This window comes from Escherichia albertii (assembly GCF_028622335.1).
Lineage (GTDB): Bacteria > Pseudomonadota > Gammaproteobacteria > Enterobacterales > Enterobacteriaceae > Escherichia > Escherichia albertii.
Genome location: NZ_CP117568.1, coordinates 4,104,928 through 4,124,454 on the forward strand (window position 1 = coordinate 4,104,928; position 19,527 = coordinate 4,124,454).

The window sequence follows — 19,527 nt, forward strand, 5'->3', positions numbered from 1 at the left end:
CCATAAATTGAATGAAGGTAATAGAGCGTATTTATACTACTCATTGATGGATTGCAAAGCGCGAATTAGTGCAATTTTAGTGCGAAAAGCGTAACGGCGCGTAAACTCAACCTCTTCCCTGCTCACCAATACCGACATTTGTGATCCCGCGCGTGTTAATCCACTATTGTAAACAATCCTTTGTTTGTGAAATCCGTCGAAACAATTCTTCTGGTCAGGATGACGAACTAAGAGCCACCCTTTTGGTCACAATGGGCGGTTTCAATTGGCTGACCCCTTTGGGGCAGTCGTACGGTTTACGCACAGCATCTGTTAAAACGATAAGAAGTTAGCAGGAGATCATATGTTCAAGTCTTTTTTCCCAAAACCGGGAGCCTTTTTTCTCTCGGCCTTTGTTTGGGCGTTAATTGCCGTGATTTTCTGGCAAGCCGGAGGCGGTGATTGGGTGGCACATATCACCGGTGCTTCAAACGATATTCCTATTAGCGCCGCGCGCTTCTGGTCGGCAAACTTTCTGATTTTCTACGCCTATTACATTGTTTGCGTGGGGCTTTTTGCGCTGTTCTGGTTTATCTACAGTCCACATCGTTGGCAATACTGGTCAATACTCGGCACTGCGCTGATTATCTTTGTGACCTGGTTCCTGGTGGAAGTCGGAGTGGCGGTCAACGCCTGGTATGCACCGTTCTACGATTTAATTCAAACCGCGCTAAGTTCCCCGCATAAAGTGACCATTGAACAGTTCTATCGCGAAGTGGGCGTCTTTCTGGGGATCGCACTGATTGCAGTGGTGATAAGCGTGCTGAACAATTTCTTTGTCAGCCACTACGTATTCCGCTGGCGTACCGCGATGAACGAATATTACATGGCGAACTGGCAACAACTGCGTCATATCGAAGGGGCCGCTCAACGCGTACAGGAAGACACGATGCGCTTTGCCTCTACGCTGGAGGATATGGGCGTTAGTTTTATCAATGCTATCATGACGTTGATTGCTTTTTTACCCGTGCTGGTAACACTCTCTGTACATGTCCCGGAACTGCCGATTATTGGTCATATTCCTTATGGTCTGGTGATTGCCGCAATTGTCTGGTCATTGATGGGTACCGGATTGCTGGCGGTGGTAGGGATAAAATTGCCAGGGCTGGAATTTAAAAACCAACGCGTAGAAGCGGCTTATCGTAAAGAGCTGGTCTATGGTGAAGACGATGTCACCCGTGCGACGCCGCCAACAGTGCGTGAGCTGTTCAGTGCTGTGCGGAAGAACTATTTCCGTCTCTATTTTCACTATATGTATTTCAACATTGCCCGCATTCTCTATTTGCAGGTCGATAACGTTTTCGGTTTGTTCTTGCTGTTTCCGTCGATTGTTGCCGGTACGATTACGCTCGGTCTGATGACACAGATTACCAATGTGTTCGGTCAGGTCCGAGGTGCCTTCCAGTATTTGATTAACTCGTGGACCACACTGGTAGAGTTGATGTCAATCTATAAACGTCTGCGCAGTTTTGAACATGAGCTGGATGGTGACAAAATTCAGGAAGTAACCCATACGTTGAGTTAAAAGGAGAGGTAATGTCGTTGGTCAATCGTCTTTCTTCGCTTTCATTGTTGGCTGTTTTTGTTTTAGCGGGATGCAGTAGCCAGGCGCCGCAACCGTTGAAAAAAGGTGAAAAAGCGATAGATGTGGCGAGCGTGGTTCGGCAGAAGTTGCCAGCCAGCGTGAAAGACCGTGATGCCTGGGCAAAAGATCTTGCGACCACTTTTGAGAGCCAGGGACTGGCGCCGACGATGGAGAATGTTTGCTCGGTGCTGGCGGTAGCGCAGCAAGAATCCAACTATCGTGCGGACCCGGTGGTGCCAGGGCTAAGTAAAATCGCCTGGCAAGAGATTGACCGTCGCGCTGAACGGATGCACATTCCGGCTTTTCTGGTCCATACCGCGCTGAAAATCAAATCGCCAAACGGCAAAAGTTACAGCGAACGATTAGATACTGTGCGTACAGAAAAGCAGTTGAGTGCGATTTTTGACGATCTGATAAGCATTGTGCCGATGGGGCAGACGCTGTTTGGTTCGCTTAACCCGGTTCGCACTGGCGGGCCGATGCAGGTCAGTATTGCTTTTGCCGAACAACACACCAAAGGCTATCCATGGAAAATGGACGGCACTGTGCGTCAGGAAGTTTTTAGTCGTCGCGGTGGATTATGGTTTGGCACGTATCATTTATTGAATTATCCGGCTAATTACAGCGCGCCAATTTACCGTTTTGCTGATTTTAATGCAGGCTGGTACGCCAGTCGTAACGCCGCATTTCAGAATGCAGTTAGTAAAGCCAGTGGTGTGAAGCTGGCGCTGGATGGTGATTTGATTCGTTATGACAGTAAAGAACCGGGCAAAACGGAGCTGGCGACACGCAAACTGGCGGGCAAACTCGGAATGAGCGATAGCGAAATTCGTCGTCAGCTAGAAAAAGGGGACAGTTTCTCTTTTGAAGAGACCGCGTTGTACAAGAAGGTTTATCAGCTCGCAGAAGCGAAAACGGGTAAATCGCTGCCGCGTGAAATGTTGCCCGGCATTAAGCTGGAAAGCCCAAAAATCACCCGTAACCTTACCACTGCATGGTTTGCAAAGCGTGTTGATGAGCGATGGGCGCGCTGTATGAAGCAGTGATCAATAGAGAATTGTGTGCCAGATAAGGCGTTTACGCTTTATCTGGCAAAGCAAATCTTACTGGCGGCGATGTCGCCAGTGCAGCCATCCGGCAACTATTGCAAAAATGAAGCAGCCAACCAAAAATGGTATCAGTCCAAAAATAGTGCCGACGCCGAAACCCATTTCCACCCGAGGACGACCTGTCTCCTGTACCTGCATCAAACGCTCATAGATGCCTGGCGCATGTACTAACAGATTCAACAATTGCGCTCCAATCCAAAAGCAAAACAGCACAAACAAAGCGTAGGCAACGTTGCCGGACGTTGAAGAGGTATTACGATTTTTTTTGCTAAACATTGACTTAGACAAGGTGAAATCAGCCATAAAAACCTCCCGAAGTCATTTACTTCTCTTCTGGTGTGATACCAGCGGTTGATGGCAAGTCTGACAGGTCATTTAGATTGTCAACATCAGAATCATGGTAAATTCAGACTGGGAATATTCCCGAAGTGTGAATACTCGTCGAGTGTCACAAAATGGTAACTTTAAGTTAAATTCCCCAACAGGATTAAAAATGCCGTCTATGCCACAGACGAATGTTGCGGAATATGGGAGGATGTTATTTTTCGTTAGGAGCAGTCAATGAACCTGCCTGTAAAAATCCGCCGCGACTGGCATTACTACGCGTTCGCTATTGGTCTCATTTTCATTCTTAATGGTGTGGTGGGATTGTTGGGATTCGAGGTAAAAGGTTGGCAGACCTATGCAATCGGTCTGGTGACGTGGGTGACAGGCTTCTGGCTGGCAGGGATGATTATTCGTCGTCGCGATGATGAAGCTGAAAACGCCCAATAACAAATTATTGGGCGTTCTGGTGTTGCTGACAACGTGCTCGTTGTTTATGCCGGATGTGGCGTGAACGCCTTATTCTGCCTACAAAATCGATATTACAATTATCTGCCAGGCCAGATAAGCGAAGCGCATCAGGCAATCTTACGTCTGCGCATCACATCGTGGTTTTCAATGCGTTATCCGCAGCGTGGCGCTCCAGCGCCAGTTCAATCAAACGCGTGATGAGGTCGGTGTAACTCAGACCGCTGGCTTGCCACAGTTTCGGATACATACTGATGTTAGTGAATCCAGGTAGTGTGTTGATTTCATTGATCACCACGTCATTTTCCGGGGTTAAAAAGACGTCCACTCGTGCCATACCGGCACACCCCAGCGTCTGATAAGCCTGCACTGCGATCGCCCGGATTTTGTCGTTAATTTCCGGTGCAATGTTCGCAGGAACCACCACTTTCGCGCCATCTTCATCAATGTACTTGGTGTCGTAGGCGTAGAAATCACTGGTCAGCACGATCTCGCCGCAGGTGCTGGCTTGCGGATCGTCATTACCCAGAACGGCGCATTCGATCTCACGGCCTTTGATCCCTTGCTCAACGATCACTTTATGATCGAACTCGAATGCCAGATCGACGGCAATTGCGTATTGTTCTTCACTGGTTACTTTGCTGACGCCAACCGAGGAACCCTGGTTAGCCGGTTTTACAAACAGCGGTAAACCCAGTTTAGACTGCACTTCGGCAAAACTGATTTTGTGGCGATTAGCACGCGTCAGAGTAATAAATGGCGCGATGTTCAACCCGGCGTCGCGCAGTAGACGTTTGGTGACGTCTTTATCCATGCAAGCGGCAGAAGCCAGAACATCTGAACCGACAAACGGTAAATTGGCGACCCGTAGCATTCCCTGCAAGGAACCATCTTCACCCAGCGTACCGTGGACAATCGGGAAAATGACATCCACCGTTGGCAACGGCTGGCCGTTTTGCGCGTCGATAAGCTGATGCTCATGCTTGCCTGGCACCTGTGCGAGGCTGGTCGCAGAAGGGCGTAGCGCAATATGGGCAGGATCGTCTGCATTCAGCAGATAATTGTTGGCATCGCTGACGTGCCATTGCCCTTGTTTGTCAATGCCCAGCAGCACAACGTCGAAACGGCTTTTATCAATGGCATCGACAATATTTTTTGCCGATTGCAAAGACACTTCATGTTCTGCTGATTTTCCACCAAAAACGATACCTATCCGCAGTTTTTCCATCTTGAAAACCTATCCCGTCGAACATAAAGAGCATACATTACCACGACAATACGGGGGATTCGCGGCCTTCTGACAGAATGTTGCGATCTTCTGACCACAAAGCACTCGGCTTGCTGGTTAAGAAATATTATTGATTAAATTGTGTGCGTTAGATCACAAAAATGATGAACGGGAAACGAATTTATTCCTGAGATTAACGGAGGCTTAATCAGTGAATAGCTTAATAATAAGTTAACTAAGCAAATATATTTCATAACTTTTTATTATACTAAAGGTTGATAGTTGAATAGCGGCTTTATTTGTAAGACAACTATTTAAATAAGAGAAACGTTTCGCTGACAAATATTTGTGTAAAATATTTCCTTTGTCATAAAAATACGACTTCCAGGCCCTATGAAGTGATGAAGCATAATGTTAACTTCTCCATACTTTGGATAAGGAAATACAGATATGAAAAATCTCATTTCTGAGTTGTTATTTAGACTCGCTCAAAAAGAAGAAGAGTCGAAAGAACTGTGCGCGCAGGTGGAGGCACTGGAGATTATTGTTACCGCAATGCTGCGCAATATGGCACAAAATGACCAGCAGCGGTTGATTGATCAGGTTGAGGGGGCATTGTATGCGGTAAAGCCCGATGCCAGCATTCCTGACGGCGATACGGAGCTGCTGCGCAATTACGTAAAAAAGTTGTTGAGATATCCTCGTCAGTAACAAATTAAGTCACTTTTCTTACTGTCATAAAGCTGTCATGCCGGAGACTTATAGTCGCTTTGTTTTTATTTTTTTATTGTATTTGTACATGGAGAAAATAAAGTGAAACAAAGCACTATTGCACTGGCCCTGTTACCGTTACTGTTTACCCCTGTGACAAAAGCCCGGATACCAGAGATGCCTGTTCTGGAAAATCGAGCTGCACAAGGAGATATTACTACGCCTGGCGGTGCTCGCCGTTTAACAGGTGATCAGACTGCCGCCTTACGTGATTCACTTAGCGATAAACCGGTAAAAAATATTATTTTACTAATTGGCGATGGGATGGGCGATTCGGAAATCACTGCCGCACGCAATTATGCCGAAGGCGCGGGTGGTTTTTTCAAAGGGATCGATGCCTTACCGTTGACTGGTCAATACACCCACTATGCGCTGGATAAAAAAACGGGCAAACCAGACTATGTGACCGATTCTGCCGCGTCAGCAACCGCCTGGTCAACCGGCGTCAAAACCTATAACGGCGCTCTGGGCGTTGATATTCACGAAAAGGATCACCCCACCATTCTGGAAATGGCAAAAGCCGCCGGACTGGCGACGGGTAATGTGTCAACGGCTGAATTGCAGGATGCCACGCCTGCAGCGCTGGTGGCGCATGTGACGTCGCGCAAATGTTATGGTCCTGGCGCTACCAGCGAGAAATGCCCGAGCAACGCGCTGGAAAAAGGGGGTAAAGGTTCTATTACCGAGCAACTGCTTAATACCCGTGCTGATGTCACGCTTGGCGGCGGCGCAAAAACTTTTGCAGAAATTGCAACCGCTGGCGAATGGCAGGGAAAAACGTTGCGTGAACAGGCGCAGGCGCGTGGTTATCAATTAGTCAGCGATACAGCATCGTTGAATGCGGTGATGGAAGCGAATCAGCAAAAACCGCTACTGGGATTATTTGCCGATGGCAATATGCCAGTGCGTTGGGAAGGACCAAAAGCAACATACCACGGCAATATTGATAAGCCCGCTGTAACCTGTACGCCGAATCCGCAACGTAATGATAGCGTGCCGACGCTGGCGCAGATGACCGATAAAGCCATTGAATTATTGAGTAAAAATGAGAAAGGCTTCTTCCTGCAAGTTGAGGGAGCATCGATCGACAAACAAGATCACGCCGCTAATCCTTGTGGGCAAATTGGTGAAACGGTCGATCTCGATGAAGCTGTACAGCGGGCGCTGGAATTTGCCAAAAAGGATGGCAATACACTGGTTGTGGTAACGGCAGACCATGCTCACGCCAGTCAGATTGTCGCGCCGGATACTAAAGCACCGGGCTTGACTCAGGCATTAAATACCAAAGATGGCGCAGTGATGGTGATCAGCTACGGTAACTCTGAAGAAGACTCTCAAGAGCACACTGGCAGCCAACTGCGAATTGCCGCTTATGGTCCACATGCCGCGAATGTGGTTGGCCTGACCGATCAGACCGATCTCTTCTACACTATGAAAGCTGCGCTGGGGCTGAAATAAAAACTCGCCCGGCGGTGAATTTTCGCTGTCGGGTGGTATTTTTCATGTTAGCAACCAGACTTAAAGGCAGATCACGGGCGCAAACGCTCATGGTTAAAATGTGAAGAGGGATGGTGCTATGAAAATAACATTACTGGTTACCCTGCTATTCGGTCTGGTTTTTTTAACCACTGTCGGTGCTGCCGAGAAGACGTTAACCCCACAACAACAGCGTATGACTACCTGTAATCAACAGGCGACGGCGCAGGCGTTAAAAGGGGATGCCCGTAAGACGTACATGAGTGATTGCCTGAAGAACAGCAAATCTGCGCCTGGTGAAAAGAGTTTGACGCCACAGCAGCAGAAGATGCGTGAATGCAATGGTCAGGCGACGCAGCAATCTCTGAAAGGCGATGATCGCAATAAGTTTATGAGTACTTGCCTCAAAAAAGCCGCGTAATACCTGTTAGTGCTAACGGGTGAGCTAAGGAAATGGCTCACCCGAAATATCATACTCCCGCCTGTAGCCCCGTCTCTATAATTTGGGAAAATTGTTTCTGAATGTTCCCAAAAATAATGAATGATGAAAACTTTTTCAAAAAAGCGGCGGCGCATGGGGAGGAACCTCCTTTTACTCCTCAAAACGAACATCAGCGATCCGGGTTGCGATTTGCCCGTCGTGTCAGGCTTCCCCGTGCGGTGGGATTGGCTGGTATGTTCTTACCGATTGCTTCAACGCTGGTTTCGCATCCGTCGCCGGGCTGGTGGTGGCTGGTGTTGGTCGGTTGGGCATTTGTCTGGCCGCATTTGGCCTGGCAGTTAGCGAGCAGGGCTGTTGATCCGCTAAGCCGGGAAATTTACAACTTAAAAACCGATGCAGTGTTAGCGGGAATGTGGGTAGGCGTAATGGGCGTAAACGTGCTGCCTTCAATCGCAATGTTGATGATTATGTGTCTGAATTTGATGGGGGCAGGCGGCCCCCGTCTGTTTGTTGCAGGTCTGGTGCTGATGGTGGTTTCCTGCCTTGTCACCCTGGAACTGACCGGTATTACGGTGTCGCTAAATAGTGCGCCGCTGGAATGGTGGCTCTCCCTTCCCATTATCATTATTTATCCTTTGCTGTTTGGTTGGGTCAGCTACCAGACGGCGATTAAACTGGCTGAACATAAACGCAGATTGCAGGTTATGAGTACTCGCGACGGTATGACGGGGGTGTATAACCGGCGTCATTGGGAAACGATGCTACGCAACGAATTTGATAATTGTCGGCGGCATAACCGTGATGCGACGTTATTGATTATTGATATCGACCATTTTAAGAGCATTAACGATACCTGGGGCCATGATGTCGGTGATGAAGCGATTGTTGCTCTCACCCGCCAGTTACAAATTACCCTGCGCGGCAGTGATGTGATTGGTCGATTTGGCGGCGATGAGTTTGCGGTGATCATGTCCGGTACGCCAGCGGAGAACGCCATTACCGCTATGTTGCGTGTGCATGAAGGGCTAAATAATTTACGCTTGTCGAATGCGCCGCAGGTGGTGTTACGGATTAGCGTTGGTGTTGCACCATTGAATCCACAAATGAGTCACTATCGTGAATGGCTGAAATCGGCAGATATGGCGCTCTATAAAGCAAAGAAAGCCGGACGTAACCGCACCGAAGTGGCGGCCTGACGTCCGGCGATGAGCATCAGGACTTGCTAAGTTTTTCTGATTTTTCCATACACTTCGTCATCGCTTCGATCACGGCGGCACGGAAGCCTTTCTCTTCCAGTACGCGCACTGCTTCAATGGTGGTGCCTCCCGGTGAGCAGACCATATCTTTCAATGCGCCGGGATGTTCTCCGGTTTCCAGTACCATTTTCGCGGACCCCATTACGGCCTGAGCTGCAAATTTGTAGGCCTGTGCGCGTGGCATTCCACCCAGCACCGCGGCGTCGGCCATCGCTTCGATAAACATAAAAACATAGGCTGGTGAAGAACCGCTCACTCCGACCACCGGATGGATCATCGGCTCGGCAATCACTTCCGCCTCACCGAAGCAGCGGAAAATATTCAGAACATCAGCGGTATCTTCTGGTGTGACCAGCGCATTTGGCGTCACGGAAGTCATCCCGGCGTTAACCAGTGCGGGGGTATTTGGCATCGCGCGGATAATTTTCCGGTCATGGCCCAGCGCCCGGGCAAGCTGGTCGAGGGTGACGCCTGCGGCGATAGAGACCACCAGCGAGCCTTTATTCAGGCTGGAGGTGATTTCGCTAAGCACTTTAATCATAATGCCCGGCTTAACGGCGGCAAAAACGATGTCGGCGATTTGCGCTACTTCTTGTGCCGATTCTGCGGCGTTGATGCCGAACTGGTCATGTAAGGCAGCGACTTTATCCGGGGAGGGGGTATAAACCCAGATTTGCCCTGGAAGGACCTGGCCGCTGGCAATCAGACCGCCGAGAATGGCTTTTCCCATATTGCCGCAGCCAATAAAACCGATTTTCTTTTCCATTGCCTCACTCCTGCCGTGAAATTCATTGTTTTGATAATCGCTGGCAGAAGCATAAACAGAACTATGCCGGAAGGCAAAAGCGCGACACAATAGAGGATGACTTAACAAAGGATGACTTTATGACAATATGGGTGGACGCCGATGCGTGTCCCAATGTAATTAAAGATATTTTGTACCGCGCGGCGGAACGTATGCAAATGCCCGTGGTGCTGGTGGCGAACCAGAGTTTACGCGTGCCGCCCTCGCGGTTCATTCGTACACTGCGCGTTGCGGCTGGTTTCGATGTTGCCGATAACGAAATCGTACGCCAGTGTGCGGCGGGGGATTTAGTGGTAACCGCGGATATCCCTCTTGCTTCAGAGGTCATCGGGAAAGGTGCGGCGGCGCTTAATCCACGCGGTGAGCGTTACACGCCAGCAACTATTCGCGAACGTCTGACAATGCGCGATTTTATGGATACTTTACGTGCCAGCGGTATTCAGACCGGAGGACCAGATAGTCTTTCGCAACGTGACCGCCAGTTATTTGCCGCTGAGCTGGAAAAGTGGTGGCTGGAAGTACAACGTAGTCGCGCATAAATGTAATTTATTATTTACACTCCTTTCTCATATATTTCTTGTTATAGTAAGGAATGTATTGAAATTTGCGTCCTGAGTGGAACTATTTCTTTACAATCGAAATTGTACTAGCTTGATGGTATGATCGCTATTCTCACGAAACCGGCTTTCGCCGCACTGCGACCTTTTGGGGAAAACCCACGATGACACAACCTCTTTTTCTGATCGGGCCTCGGGGCTGTGGTAAAACAACGGTTGGAATGGCCCTTGCCGATTCGCTCAATTGTCGGTTTGTCGATACCGACCAATGGCTGCAATCACAACTCAATATGACGGTCGCGGAGATCGTCGAAAAGGAAGAGTGGGCTGGATTTCGCGCCAGAGAGACCGCGGCGCTGGAAGCAGTGACTGCGCCTTCCAGTGTTATCGCAACGGGGGGCGGCATTATTCTGACGGAATTTAATCGTCATTACATGCGCAATAACGGAATTGTGGTTTACCTTTGCGCGCCGGTATCGGTGTTGGTTAATCGCCTGCAAGCTGCGCCTGAAGAGGACTTACGACCGACTCTGACAGGGAAACCGTTAAGTGAAGAGGTCGAGGAAGTACTGGAAGAGCGCGATGCGCTGTATCGCGAAGTTGCGCACATTATCATTGACGCCACAAACGAACCGGATCAGGTGGTCTCTGAAATTCGCTGTGCATTGACACAGACGCTAACAGAGCACCAGCTCCGTGCAGCGCATCCTAACCCTGACTCTTTTATCTGCGAGCATTCGACATCTCTGGATGCTAAAAAAACGGAGAAAGAGTGACAGTATAAAACGGCTCGGAAGGGATTCTGAGTGCCACTATAACGGACCTGCGTCACACTTTTCACAATTCATGTTTTTCAAATAATTAGAATATTAAACAATAACAACCCATTACTGGAATCATTTGGAATCTTTACATTATGCCGTGCGCGTTTGCTGCCAGGCTTTTTGTCATTTGCTGCACAGGTGACTGTCAGCAGTGGGGCCTGGCATTTAGCCGGTAATTAACGACGAAGTAAAAGTAAGGTGGAAGAACAATGAGTGCGTCGTTGGCAATCCTGACCATCGGCATTGTACCTCTGCAGGAAGTTTTGCCGCTCCTGACCGAGTACATTGACGAAAAGAATATTTCTCATCATAGCCTGTTGGGAAATCTAAGCCGCGAGAGAGTGATGGCGGAGTATGCGCCGCAAGCGGGCGAAGAAACTATTCTCACATTACTCAATGATAATCAGTTGGCCCAGGTTTCGCGTCGAAAAATAGAACGTGATCTGCAAAGTGTGGTTGAAGTGCTCGATAACCAGGGCTACGACGTTATTTTGTTGATGAGCACGGCCGCCATTCGCGGTATGACCGTCCGAAATACGATCTTCCTGGAACCGTTGCGTATTTTGCCGCCGCTGGTTTCCTCTATTGTTGAGGGCCATCAAGTCGGCGTGATCGTACCGGTTGAAGAGCTGTTGGAAGCGCAGGCACAAAAATGGCAAATCTTACAAAAACCGCCGTTGTTCTCTCTGGGGGATCCTGTTCATGATTCGGAACAGAAAATCATCGAGGCAGGGAAAGAATTATTGGCAAATGGCGCGGATGTTATCATGCTGGATTGTCTTGGATTTAACCAACGTCATCGCGATTTACTGCAAAAACAGCTCGATGTTCCTGTTTTGCTCTCTAACGTATTGATTGCAAGGTTGGCAGCGGAATTACTGATGTAATTTTGCGTGACAGCCAGCGTCTCTGACCCCTATAGTGAAATAGACGTTTAACTACCAGACAAGGCCAGTTTATGCTTCAAAGTAATGAGTACTTTTCCGGCAAAGTGAAATCGATCGGCTTTACCAGTAGCAGCACTGGTCGCGCCAGCGTCGGCGTGATGGTGGAAGGCGAATATACCTTCAGCACTGCCGAACCTGAAGAGATGACAGTAATTAGTGGCGCGCTGAATGTGTTGCTGCCTGACGCGACTGACTGGCGAGTGTACGAAGCTGGTGAAGTGTTTAATGTTCCCGGTCACAGCGAGTTCCATCTGCAAGTTGCTGAACCGACCTCTTATTTGTGCCGCTATCTGTAATATCGCGCCTTCCCGGTTGAACGGGAGGGCGTTTTTCTGAAATGTTTCTATTTAATTAATAATAGTATTTTTTTTTTTGCTGTTTTTTTAGGCATATTTATAATCTGTCAAGATGGGTATAAATATTATGAATAGGTAATTAACACCCCTCAATAATATGCCAATGCAAGGCGACGAGACTAAAAGAGATGTCGTCGCTAATATTATTTCTGTCTTCCAGAACTACAGCCGTTACGTAATTTCGTCAAAACTGGAGTGACGCGGTAAACTCGTAGTGAAGCGCGTAATAAGTTGGAGGAAAGATAATGAAACAACGCCCCTGGAGCAAGTTACAGCGGGAGATTTATGATTTACTGACTCCGACGATTAATCTGCAAATTCACTGCACATGCTACCCGATGCGTAGTCAAAATGGGGGAAGCACCGATTTGCCGCGTTACTGGATTTCTCTGGATAAAGACATTATCTGGGATTATCCCAAAGACTTTGTGGCGGGTAATTGCGGAGTTCAGAATTGTCACGGTGAAACCTGTTGGTACCCTTACCTGACGGATATTTCTGCGATATCTAATTTACTGCGTGAATATATTGATACACCGAAAGAAGATGTGTTAACGAAGCAGTTTACTAACGATAAATGGGGATTAGTGAATATTCTGCGTGCCGCCGACAGGCGAATAGGAATGAGGCGGTTAGATCAGTTACGACGTAAAACGCATAATATTGCCGCGTTAAAAATCATTGCCCGACGTACCGAATGATTACCCAATGCCGGATATGGTATACGCACTTTATCCGGCTAGTCATGGTTTCGTAGGCCGGATAAGACGCGCCAGGCATCACATCCGGCGTTGAAGGCAAATTAGTGATTAACGCTGGGCTTCACCACCTAATCCTTCGATCAGGTTTTGAATTAATGCCGCCAGTTCACCAGTCATCAGGATGAAATCGGCATCAAACCGCTGGGCGAAATCCTCACGATCAATGTCTTCGTTTTGATCGCGTAGTTCGTCGCAGAATTTCAGACGTTTCAGCGAGCCATCGTCGCACATTACAAACTGAATGCGTTGTTGCCAGTCGAGCGCCAGTTTGGTGACGACTTTTCCGGCTTCAATGTGATTGGTGATCTCTTCGCTGGTCAGGTCCTGTTTTTTCGCGCGGATCACGCCGCCATCTTCCAACAGCGATTTCAGTTCAGCTTCATCGAGTAACTGGAAGCCCTGCGCCGCGCCACCGGAACGCACCCATTCGGTTAGCGTGAGTTCAATCGGGTTTTCCATGCTCAATGGCACAACTGGTAGCGAACCGAGGCTTTTACGCAGCAGTGCCAGCGTATCTTCTGCTTTTTTGGCACTGGCGCAGTCCACCATAATCAAACCGTTAACCGTGTCGATCCACATCATTGTCTGGCTAAAGCGGCTGAAAGCGCGTGGCAGCAGAGAGTGCAGCACTTCATCTTTCAGTGAATCTTTTTCAGTTTTCTTCAGCTTACGCGCCTGTTCCGCTTCCAGTTTGGCGATTTTCGCTTCCAGCGCCTGTTTAATGACCGGAGACGGGAGAATTTTTTCTTCTTTGCGTGCGCAGATAATAATTTGACCATTGGCAACGTGCGTTAATGCATCGCTGTGCGATCCCATCGGAGGAACCCAGCCCATTTTCGCCATATCCTGGCTGCCGCACGGGGTAAATGCCATCGAGGCTAGCTGTTTTTCCATCTCTTCTGCACGCAGTGAAATGTCGCGGCTAAGACGGTAAACCATTAAATTTTTGAACCACAGCATGATAATTTCCACGGCCTTGTCGTTAAATTTAGCGGGCATGATAACGAATTGTCGGCGGCCTTGCATTGCCAATCCCATTGCCTGTCTCTACGCTATTGATATTGAAAAAGATAAGGAGAGTACCGTGCGTATAGGTATCGATTTAGGCGGCACCAAAACTGAAGTGATTGCCCTGGGCGATGCAGGGGAGCAGTTGTATCGCCATCGTCTTCCCACGCCGCGTGATGATTACCGACAAACTATTGAAACGATTGCCACACTGGTCGATATGGCGGAACAGACAACGGGGCAATGTGGAACGGTAGGTATCGGCATACCCGGATCTATCTCGCCATATACTGGCGTGGTAAAAAATGCCAATTCCACCTGGTTAAACGGACAGCCATTCGATAAAGACTTAAGCGCACGATTGCAGCGGGAGGTCCGGCTGGCAAATGACGCCAATTGTCTGGCTGTTTCAGAAGCGGTAGATGGCGCGGCAGCAGGGGCGAAGACGGTATTTGCCGTGATTATCGGCACGGGATGTGGCGCAGGTGTGGTGTTCAATGGGCGGGCGCATATCGGTGGCAACGGCACGGCAGGCGAGTGGGGGCACAATCCACTACCGTGGATGGACACAGACGAACTGCGTTATCGCGAGGAAGTCCCTTGTTATTGCGGTAAACAAGGTTGTATTGAAACCTTTATTTCGGGAACCGGATTCGCTACAGATTACCATCGGCTGAGCGGACACGTGCTGAAAGGCAGTGAAATCATTCGTCTCGTCGAAGAAAACGATCCGGTAGCGGAGCTGGCATTGAACCGTTATGAGCGGCGTCTGGCGAAGTCACTGGCACATGTGGTGAATATTCTCGACCCGGACGTGATTGTCCTGGGCGGCGGGATGAGCAATGTCGAGCGTTTATATCAAACCGTTCCGCCGCTGATTAAACGGTTTGTCTTCGGTGGCGAATGTGAAACGCCAGTGCGTAAGGCGAAGCATGGTGATTCCAGTGGCGTACGCGGCGCCGCGTGGTTATGGCCGCAAGAGTAACAACCGGGCATTTACAGGCCAGATAAGGCGCTCATGCCGCATCTGGCAGGTTGCCAGTCACCGTAACCAATCAATGCATAGCTTGCAGGATAATGATCAGTCAGGATTTCTCCCTCTGTATTCATTATCCTGCTGAATAGCTATTTCACCGCAAATGCATTGTCCAGTTTGCTGTAGCCCAGGCCGTTGATCTTTTTCACTTTGATCTGTACCGGAATGCGCTCTTTCATTGCGTCAACGTGGCTAATCACGCCGATAGTTTTACCGCTGGCGTTCAGTGCATCCAGCGCATCAAGAGCGGTATCCAGCGTTTCGCTATCCAGTGTGCCGAAGCCTTCATCGAGAAATAGCGAGTCAATACGCGTTTTATGGCTGACCAGATCCGAAAGCGCCAGTGCCAGCGCCAGGCTAACGAGAAAACTCTCGCCGCCGGAAAGGGTGCGGGTATCGCGTACCGCATCGGCCTGCCAGGTATCGATAACCTCAACTTCCAGCGTCTCGCTGGCTTTGCGCTGTAACAGATAGCGCCCGTGCAGACGGGTAAGTTGCTGGTTAGCCAGGTGGACCAGATTGTCCAGCGTTAGTCCCTGGGCGAACTTACGGAATTTATCGCCTTCTTTAGAGCCGATCAGTGCGTTGAGATATCCCCAGTCTTCGGCCTGTTGCGTCATCAGGGAAATTTGTTGCATCAGGGCCTGTTGCTGTTGACGATTATCTGCATCCTGCTTCAGTTGCTGGCGAATTTCCCCCTGTCGGGTGGTACTTTCACGCAATTTTTGGTTAGTTTGTACTAACTCCTGCTGTATTTGTTCCACTGTTAAAGTGAGATCCAGCCCGGCAGGCGGCTGTTGCTGATGTTGTGTTAGCGTTTCAGACACCTGAGATGCCAGCGTTTTCGCCTGACGACGCTGGTTTTCCAGACGTTGTTTAAGTTGCTCCAGTTGGGTCAGCTTCTGTTCATCCATTAGTGCCGCAACGAACTCTTGCTGGTCGGCAAAGATGCTGCCCTGTAGCGCAGCGTCAAACTGCGCCTGGACTTTTTCCAGGTTTTGTTGCGCCAGAACTTCCTGTTGCTTTAAGGTCCGGCACTGGCTTTGTAACGCGAGGCATTGTTCATGAATTTGCCGCCAGTTTTCCAGCGCCACATTTTCTTCACTGTGTGGTAACTCATCACTTTGCGGTAATGTGTCCAGAATCGGCGTCAGTTGCTGAATACGGTTTTGCAGCTCGCTTAATTCATTCTGGCGCTGTTGCCAGCTTTGCGCTTCTTGCTGGCGTGCTGCCAACCAGCTCTCTTCTTCATCTTCCTGCGGTAATGTCAGCGCGTAACTTGCTAATGTTGCAGAGAGTTGCTGATGGCGTTGTTCTATTTGTTGTTGATACTGAGTAATTTGCTGATTATGTGCGGCAATTTGCGCCTGCAATTCATGGCGCTGACTGAGCAATCGTAACTGTTGTTCGTGCTCATCTTGTGCATCAAGCCACGGTTGAATATCGTCCTGCGGCTGCAACGTGATATTCAGGCTGTCTGTGACGGCTTGCCACTGTTGAGTAAGCGCTTGCTCATCTTGCCGGATGCTTTGCGCTTCGTTCTCATCGCGCTGAAGCTGCTTTGTTAATGCATCCAGTTGCCCACGCAGCGCCGCGCCTTCTTCGCCGAGCTTTTTCACTTCCTTTTCCAGCGTCAGTAAGCGGGCCTGATTAACCCCCAGTTCCAGCGCCTGATAGGCCTCGACCGCCGGGTGGCTGGTGGAACCGCAAAGCGGACATGGCTGACCCGCCTGTAACTGCGCGCGCTGGGCCTCCAGCGTTTTAATGCGTGCTTCCTGCTCGCAAATGGTTTTGACATCGGCAAGCTGCTGCGTCTTTTCTTTATAACGTTGGCGCATTTCTGTCAGCGCAGCGTTACGTTGCGTTTGTTCCAGCGTAACGCTCTGAATAGCGGCTTGCAGCTGCGCCAGCCGTTTTTGCTGAGGGACTATCTGCCCGTGCAGCGCAACCAGGCGCTGACGCAGTGGGCGTTGCTCAGCATGTTGCGCCTGGGCGGTAGCAGCTTCATCAGCGGTTAAAGTCAACGAGATCGCCGGAAGCGCATTAAGTTTTTGCCCGGCATGGTTTAACTGCTGTTGCCATTGCCGCAGATGTGCGCGATCGCTGGCCTGTTGGGAGAATTGCGCACGCCATCCGGTCAATTCGTTGTTCCACAGGCGAAAGCGGTCATTTTCCTGTAACCACGCATTCAGCGTTTGTTGACGGTGTTGTATTTCTGCTGACAAACGTGTTGCGTGGTGACGAATGCTTGCGCGAAGCGCTATTGTGCTTTGTAAGCGAGTGTTCACTTCCTCAATCTGCTGACGAGTATGCATCAGAGCAGCAGAGTGTTCTGCGATGCGTTCCCAGTGTGGACGGAGATTTCGCGCTGGCAGTGCCAGACGGAGTGCCGCCAGTTGGGGTTGCGCTTTTTCTTCCTCTGCCAGTGCCTGTTGCAGCGTTTGTTGACGACGGCGCGTTTCCTTCTGTAATTCATCCAGACGCGTTAACCAGTTTAGTGATTGTTGTTCTTGCTGTTGCGCGACAAGTAACTGTTTTTCTTCGTCAGTAAGTGCCTGCAAACTTTCTGTCAGCGATTGCACTTGTTCTGGTGCGAGCAACGCGACGCCGTTGGCCTGCGCTTGCAGTTTCTCCAGCTCAGTACGGGCCAATTTGTGCTGTTCAAAGACCATCGCCGAGATTTGCCCGTAGATTTCGGTGCCGGTTAACTCCTCGAGCAATTCCGCGCGCTCTTTCGGTTTGGCATTGAGGAAGGCTGCAAATTGGCCCTGCGAAAGCAGCATCGAACGGGTGAAACGTCCGTAATCCAGTCCGGTTAATGTCGCCGTTAATTCCAGCTTATCTTTTACTTTATCGGCAAGGATTTTACCGTCTGCACAGCGCGCCAGCTCTACGCGCGGCACCTGCAAATTACCGTCCGGCTGGTTGCGCGCCCGATTCTGGCTCCAGAATGCGCGGTACGCTTTGCCTTTGACTTCAAATTCAACTTCCGCCAGACATTCGGCGGTATCGCGGGTCATCAGATCATTTTGCGATTGTGAAATGGTTGAGAGGCGCGGAGTCTCGTGATACAGCGCCAGACAAATGGCATCCAGCAGCGTGGTTTTCCCCGCGCCGGTAGGGCCGGTAATCGCAAATAGTCCGTTACTGGCGAACGGCTCGCGGGTGAAATCAATCTTCCATTCGCCTTTTAATGAGTTGAGGTTTTTCAGGCGCAGGCTGAGAATTTTCATGCTTCATGTTCTCCGGCGAGGGTCTGCAATGTTGTGGCGAAAAGATGTTGCAGACGTTGATGCTGCGTTTCATCAAGTTCCTCCAGCGCCAGACGGCGATTAAAAACGTCCTCGACGCTAAGTTCGCTGAGAGTTTCACGCTGTTGGCTGGCCAATACACGCTCGCGCTGTTCGCGGCTCCGGCGTACCAGCAGGACTTCCACAGGCAGTGATTCAGTTAATGTCTGAATTTTGCGCTGAATATCATGCAGATACTCATCAGTAGTGATTTCAATATCCAGCCAGATGGGCGGGTTCTGCGGCGCATCTCGCCATTGTTCCAGTTGCGTGGTAATCGCCGCCAGGTCTCCTTTCAGTACCGCCATCGGTTGTGTTACCGGTACACTCAGATTTTCCACGCTCTCTAATTTGCCGTTTGAAAATGTCACCAGATGGACATATTTATTTTTGCCGCATTCATCAAAACTCAGAGGAATGGGGGAGCCGCAATAGCGAACATGCTCCATGCCGCCAATAATCTGCGCGCGGTGAATATGCCCGAGCGCGATGTAGTCGGCTGGCGGAAAGTTTTGTGCCGGGAAGGCATCCAGCGTACCTATATAGATGTCGCGCACGGCGTCGCTTTTGCTGGCGCCAACGGTCGTTAAATGCCCCGTGGCGATGATGGGCAGAGGCTGATCGCCGCGCAGCTTGCAGGCATCGGCATAGTGTTGTTGGTAATAGTCAGTGATCGCTGTCAGCAAATGCTGCTGTTTTTCAATACCGTTAAGCCCCGCCTGGCTGGTAATAATGTCACGCGGGCGTAAAAAAGGAATGGGGCATAGCACCGCGCCAGGCGTCCCGTCGCGACGTGGCAAGATTTGTGGGGCATGTCCGGCGCTGGCGACCACGGTAGTATTGAGGAACGCCATGATATCGCGCGATTCATTCAGCGTGGCTACCGAGTCATGGTTTCCTGCCAGTACCACCAGATGACAGCCGGTTTGCTGTAAATTGACAACAAAGCGGTTATATAACGTACGGGCGTAACTGGGCGGTGAGCCGGTATCGAAAACATCACCGGCAACAATAATCGCATCTACCTGATGGGTTTGCGCGGTCTCCAGCAGCCAGTCAAGAAAGGCCTGATGTTCAGCTTCGCGGCTTTTGCTGTAGAAGTTCTGGCCGAGATGCCAGTCTGATGTGTGAAGAATGCGCATAACAATTTCCTGGCGAAAAAGCATGAGCGCGATTATACCCAAACAGGTGTGTGATTTACTTTTTTCTGCGCCCGGAAATCAATAACCTGAGGACGAGTGCGAC

General features: G+C 49.8%; 18 protein-coding genes and 1 pseudogene. 13 read left to right on the top strand and 6 right to left on the bottom strand.

What is annotated here, in order from left to right; translation table 11 throughout:
- The first annotated feature begins 343 nt into the window (after positions 1-343).
- Both sbmA and yaiW read left to right on the top strand, forming a co-directional pair.
- Positions 344-1,564 carry a peptide antibiotic transporter SbmA gene (sbmA, locus tag PS053_RS19800; RefSeq protein ID WP_256879061.1) on the top strand — a complete coding sequence of 407 codons (1,221 nt, stop codon included), beginning with the start codon at positions 344-346 and terminating at the stop codon, positions 1,562-1,564.
- Between the two features lie 11 nt (positions 1,565-1,575).
- Complete coding sequence (yaiW, locus tag PS053_RS19805) at positions 1,576-2,670, top strand: surface-exposed outer membrane lipoprotein YaiW (protein WP_000060648.1); 1,095 nt, start codon at positions 1,576-1,578, stop codon at positions 2,668-2,670.
- Positions 2,671-2,727: 57 nt separating this feature from the next.
- On the opposite strand, the gene PS053_RS19810 is transcribed toward yaiW, so the two are convergent.
- Positions 2,728-3,036, bottom strand: a complete 309-nt coding sequence (locus PS053_RS19810; protein WP_000763155.1) for a DUF2755 family protein — start codon at positions 3,034-3,036, stop codon at positions 2,728-2,730.
- Between the two features lie 258 nt (positions 3,037-3,294).
- Between PS053_RS19810 and PS053_RS19815 the strand changes: the two genes are divergently transcribed.
- Entirely contained in the window at positions 3,295-3,507 is a 213-nt protein-coding gene (locus PS053_RS19815; protein WP_010336370.1) for a DUF2754 domain-containing protein, read from the top strand.
- Positions 3,508-3,658: 151 nt separating this feature from the next.
- Here PS053_RS19815 and ddlA read toward each other — a convergent pair whose 3' ends face one another.
- Positions 3,659-4,753 (bottom strand): D-alanine--D-alanine ligase, encoded by a 1,095-nt coding sequence (gene ddlA / locus PS053_RS19820; RefSeq protein WP_000413646.1) that lies wholly within the window; start codon positions 4,751-4,753, stop codon positions 3,659-3,661.
- A gap of 450 nt (positions 4,754-5,203) precedes the next feature.
- Between ddlA and iraP the strand changes: the two genes are divergently transcribed.
- From iraP to adrA, 4 genes are all read left to right on the top strand, one after another.
- Entirely contained in the window at positions 5,204-5,464 is a 261-nt protein-coding gene (iraP, locus tag PS053_RS19825) for an anti-adapter protein IraP (RefSeq protein WP_137650411.1), read from the top strand.
- A 102-nt stretch (positions 5,465-5,566) separates the two neighbouring features.
- Positions 5,567-6,982, top strand: a complete 1,416-nt coding sequence (gene phoA / locus PS053_RS19830; protein WP_059257826.1) for an alkaline phosphatase — start codon at positions 5,567-5,569, stop codon at positions 6,980-6,982.
- A 118-nt stretch (positions 6,983-7,100) separates the two neighbouring features.
- Positions 7,101-7,421, top strand: a complete 321-nt coding sequence (gene psiF / locus PS053_RS19835; RefSeq protein WP_002430264.1) for a phosphate starvation-inducible protein PsiF — start codon at positions 7,101-7,103, stop codon at positions 7,419-7,421.
- A gap of 101 nt (positions 7,422-7,522) precedes the next feature.
- Positions 7,523-8,638 (top strand): diguanylate cyclase AdrA, encoded by a 1,116-nt coding sequence (adrA, locus tag PS053_RS19840; protein ID WP_000484028.1) that lies wholly within the window; start codon positions 7,523-7,525, stop codon positions 8,636-8,638.
- 16 nt (positions 8,639-8,654) lie between these two features.
- On the opposite strand, the gene proC is transcribed toward adrA, so the two are convergent.
- A complete protein-coding gene (proC, locus tag PS053_RS19845; protein WP_256879060.1) occupies positions 8,655-9,464 on the bottom strand; it encodes a pyrroline-5-carboxylate reductase in 810 nt (269 codons plus the stop codon).
- Between the two features lie 119 nt (positions 9,465-9,583).
- Between proC and PS053_RS19850 the strand changes: the two genes are divergently transcribed.
- The 5 genes and pseudogenes from PS053_RS19850 (at position 9,584) to PS053_RS19870 (ending at position 12,888) form a co-directional block, all read left to right on the top strand.
- Positions 9,584-10,042 (top strand): YaiI/YqxD family protein, encoded by a 459-nt coding sequence (locus tag PS053_RS19850; RefSeq protein ID WP_000158129.1) that lies wholly within the window; start codon positions 9,584-9,586, stop codon positions 10,040-10,042.
- A 182-nt stretch (positions 10,043-10,224) separates the two neighbouring features.
- Positions 10,225-10,740: pseudogene (gene aroL / locus PS053_RS19855) on the top strand (shikimate kinase AroL); the annotation flags it as partial.
- Between the two features lie 353 nt (positions 10,741-11,093).
- Positions 11,094-11,771 carry an AroM family protein gene (locus PS053_RS19860; protein ID WP_001276390.1) on the top strand — a complete coding sequence of 226 codons (678 nt, stop codon included), beginning with the start codon at positions 11,094-11,096 and terminating at the stop codon, positions 11,769-11,771.
- A 71-nt stretch (positions 11,772-11,842) separates the two neighbouring features.
- The gene (gene ppnP, locus PS053_RS19865) at positions 11,843-12,127 is read left to right on the top strand and encodes a pyrimidine/purine nucleoside phosphorylase (protein WP_000941956.1); all 285 of its coding nucleotides are present in this window, start codon (positions 11,843-11,845) and stop codon (positions 12,125-12,127) included.
- 305 nt (positions 12,128-12,432) lie between these two features.
- A complete protein-coding gene (locus PS053_RS19870; protein WP_000813700.1) occupies positions 12,433-12,888 on the top strand; it encodes an SF0329 family protein in 456 nt (151 codons plus the stop codon).
- Positions 12,889-12,996: 108 nt separating this feature from the next.
- Here the strand turns inward: PS053_RS19870 and rdgC are convergent, their stop codons facing one another.
- Entirely contained in the window at positions 12,997-13,908 is a 912-nt protein-coding gene (rdgC, locus tag PS053_RS19875; protein WP_024164968.1) for a recombination-associated protein RdgC, read from the bottom strand.
- Positions 13,909-14,032: 124 nt separating this feature from the next.
- On the opposite strand from rdgC, the gene mak reads away from it, so the two are divergent.
- Positions 14,033-14,941: a fructokinase gene (mak, locus tag PS053_RS19880; protein ID WP_256879059.1), complete on the top strand. Its 909-nt coding sequence runs from the start codon at positions 14,033-14,035 to the stop codon at positions 14,939-14,941.
- Positions 14,942-15,081: 140 nt separating this feature from the next.
- Here mak and sbcC read toward each other — a convergent pair whose 3' ends face one another.
- Positions 15,082-18,225: an exonuclease subunit SbcC gene (gene sbcC / locus PS053_RS19885; RefSeq protein ID WP_256879058.1), complete on the bottom strand. Its 3,144-nt coding sequence runs from the start codon at positions 18,223-18,225 to the stop codon at positions 15,082-15,084.
- Complete coding sequence (gene sbcD, locus PS053_RS19890; protein ID WP_256879057.1) at positions 18,222-19,424, bottom strand: exonuclease subunit SbcD; 1,203 nt, start codon at positions 19,422-19,424, stop codon at positions 18,222-18,224. The genes sbcC and sbcD overlap by 4 nt, the downstream gene beginning before the upstream one ends.
- Positions 19,425-19,527 lie beyond the last annotated feature (103 nt).

Excerpts from the sequence above, each read along its gene's own strand:
- sbmA (WP_256879061.1), top strand. The coding sequence starts at position 344 with ATGTTCAAGTCTTTTTTCCCAAAACCGGGAGCCTTTTTTCTCTCGGCC.
- yaiW (WP_000060648.1), top strand. The coding sequence starts at position 1,576 with ATGTCGTTGGTCAATCGTCTTTCTTCGCTTTCATTGTTGGCTGTTTTT.
- PS053_RS19810 (WP_000763155.1), bottom strand. The coding sequence starts at position 3,036 with ATGGCTGATTTCACCTTGTCTAAGTCAATGTTTAGCAAAAAAAATCGT.
- PS053_RS19815 (WP_010336370.1), top strand. The coding sequence starts at position 3,295 with ATGAACCTGCCTGTAAAAATCCGCCGCGACTGGCATTACTACGCGTTC.
- ddlA (WP_000413646.1), bottom strand. The coding sequence starts at position 4,753 with ATGGAAAAACTGCGGATAGGTATCGTTTTTGGTGGAAAATCAGCAGAA.
- iraP (WP_137650411.1), top strand. The coding sequence starts at position 5,204 with ATGAAAAATCTCATTTCTGAGTTGTTATTTAGACTCGCTCAAAAAGAA.
- psiF (WP_002430264.1), top strand. The coding sequence starts at position 7,101 with ATGAAAATAACATTACTGGTTACCCTGCTATTCGGTCTGGTTTTTTTA.
- adrA (WP_000484028.1), top strand. The coding sequence starts at position 7,523 with ATGTTCCCAAAAATAATGAATGATGAAAACTTTTTCAAAAAAGCGGCG.
- proC (WP_256879060.1), bottom strand. The coding sequence starts at position 9,464 with ATGGAAAAGAAAATCGGTTTTATTGGCTGCGGCAATATGGGAAAAGCC.
- PS053_RS19850 (WP_000158129.1), top strand. The coding sequence starts at position 9,584 with ATGACAATATGGGTGGACGCCGATGCGTGTCCCAATGTAATTAAAGAT.
- PS053_RS19860 (WP_001276390.1), top strand. The coding sequence starts at position 11,094 with ATGAGTGCGTCGTTGGCAATCCTGACCATCGGCATTGTACCTCTGCAG.
- ppnP (WP_000941956.1), top strand. The coding sequence starts at position 11,843 with ATGCTTCAAAGTAATGAGTACTTTTCCGGCAAAGTGAAATCGATCGGC.
- PS053_RS19870 (WP_000813700.1), top strand. The coding sequence starts at position 12,433 with ATGAAACAACGCCCCTGGAGCAAGTTACAGCGGGAGATTTATGATTTA.
- rdgC (WP_024164968.1), bottom strand. The coding sequence starts at position 13,908 with ATGCTGTGGTTCAAAAATTTAATGGTTTACCGTCTTAGCCGCGACATT.
- sbcC (WP_256879058.1), bottom strand. The coding sequence starts at position 18,225 with ATGAAAATTCTCAGCCTGCGCCTGAAAAACCTCAACTCATTAAAAGGC.
- sbcD (WP_256879057.1), bottom strand. The coding sequence starts at position 19,424 with ATGCGCATTCTTCACACATCAGACTGGCATCTCGGCCAGAACTTCTAC.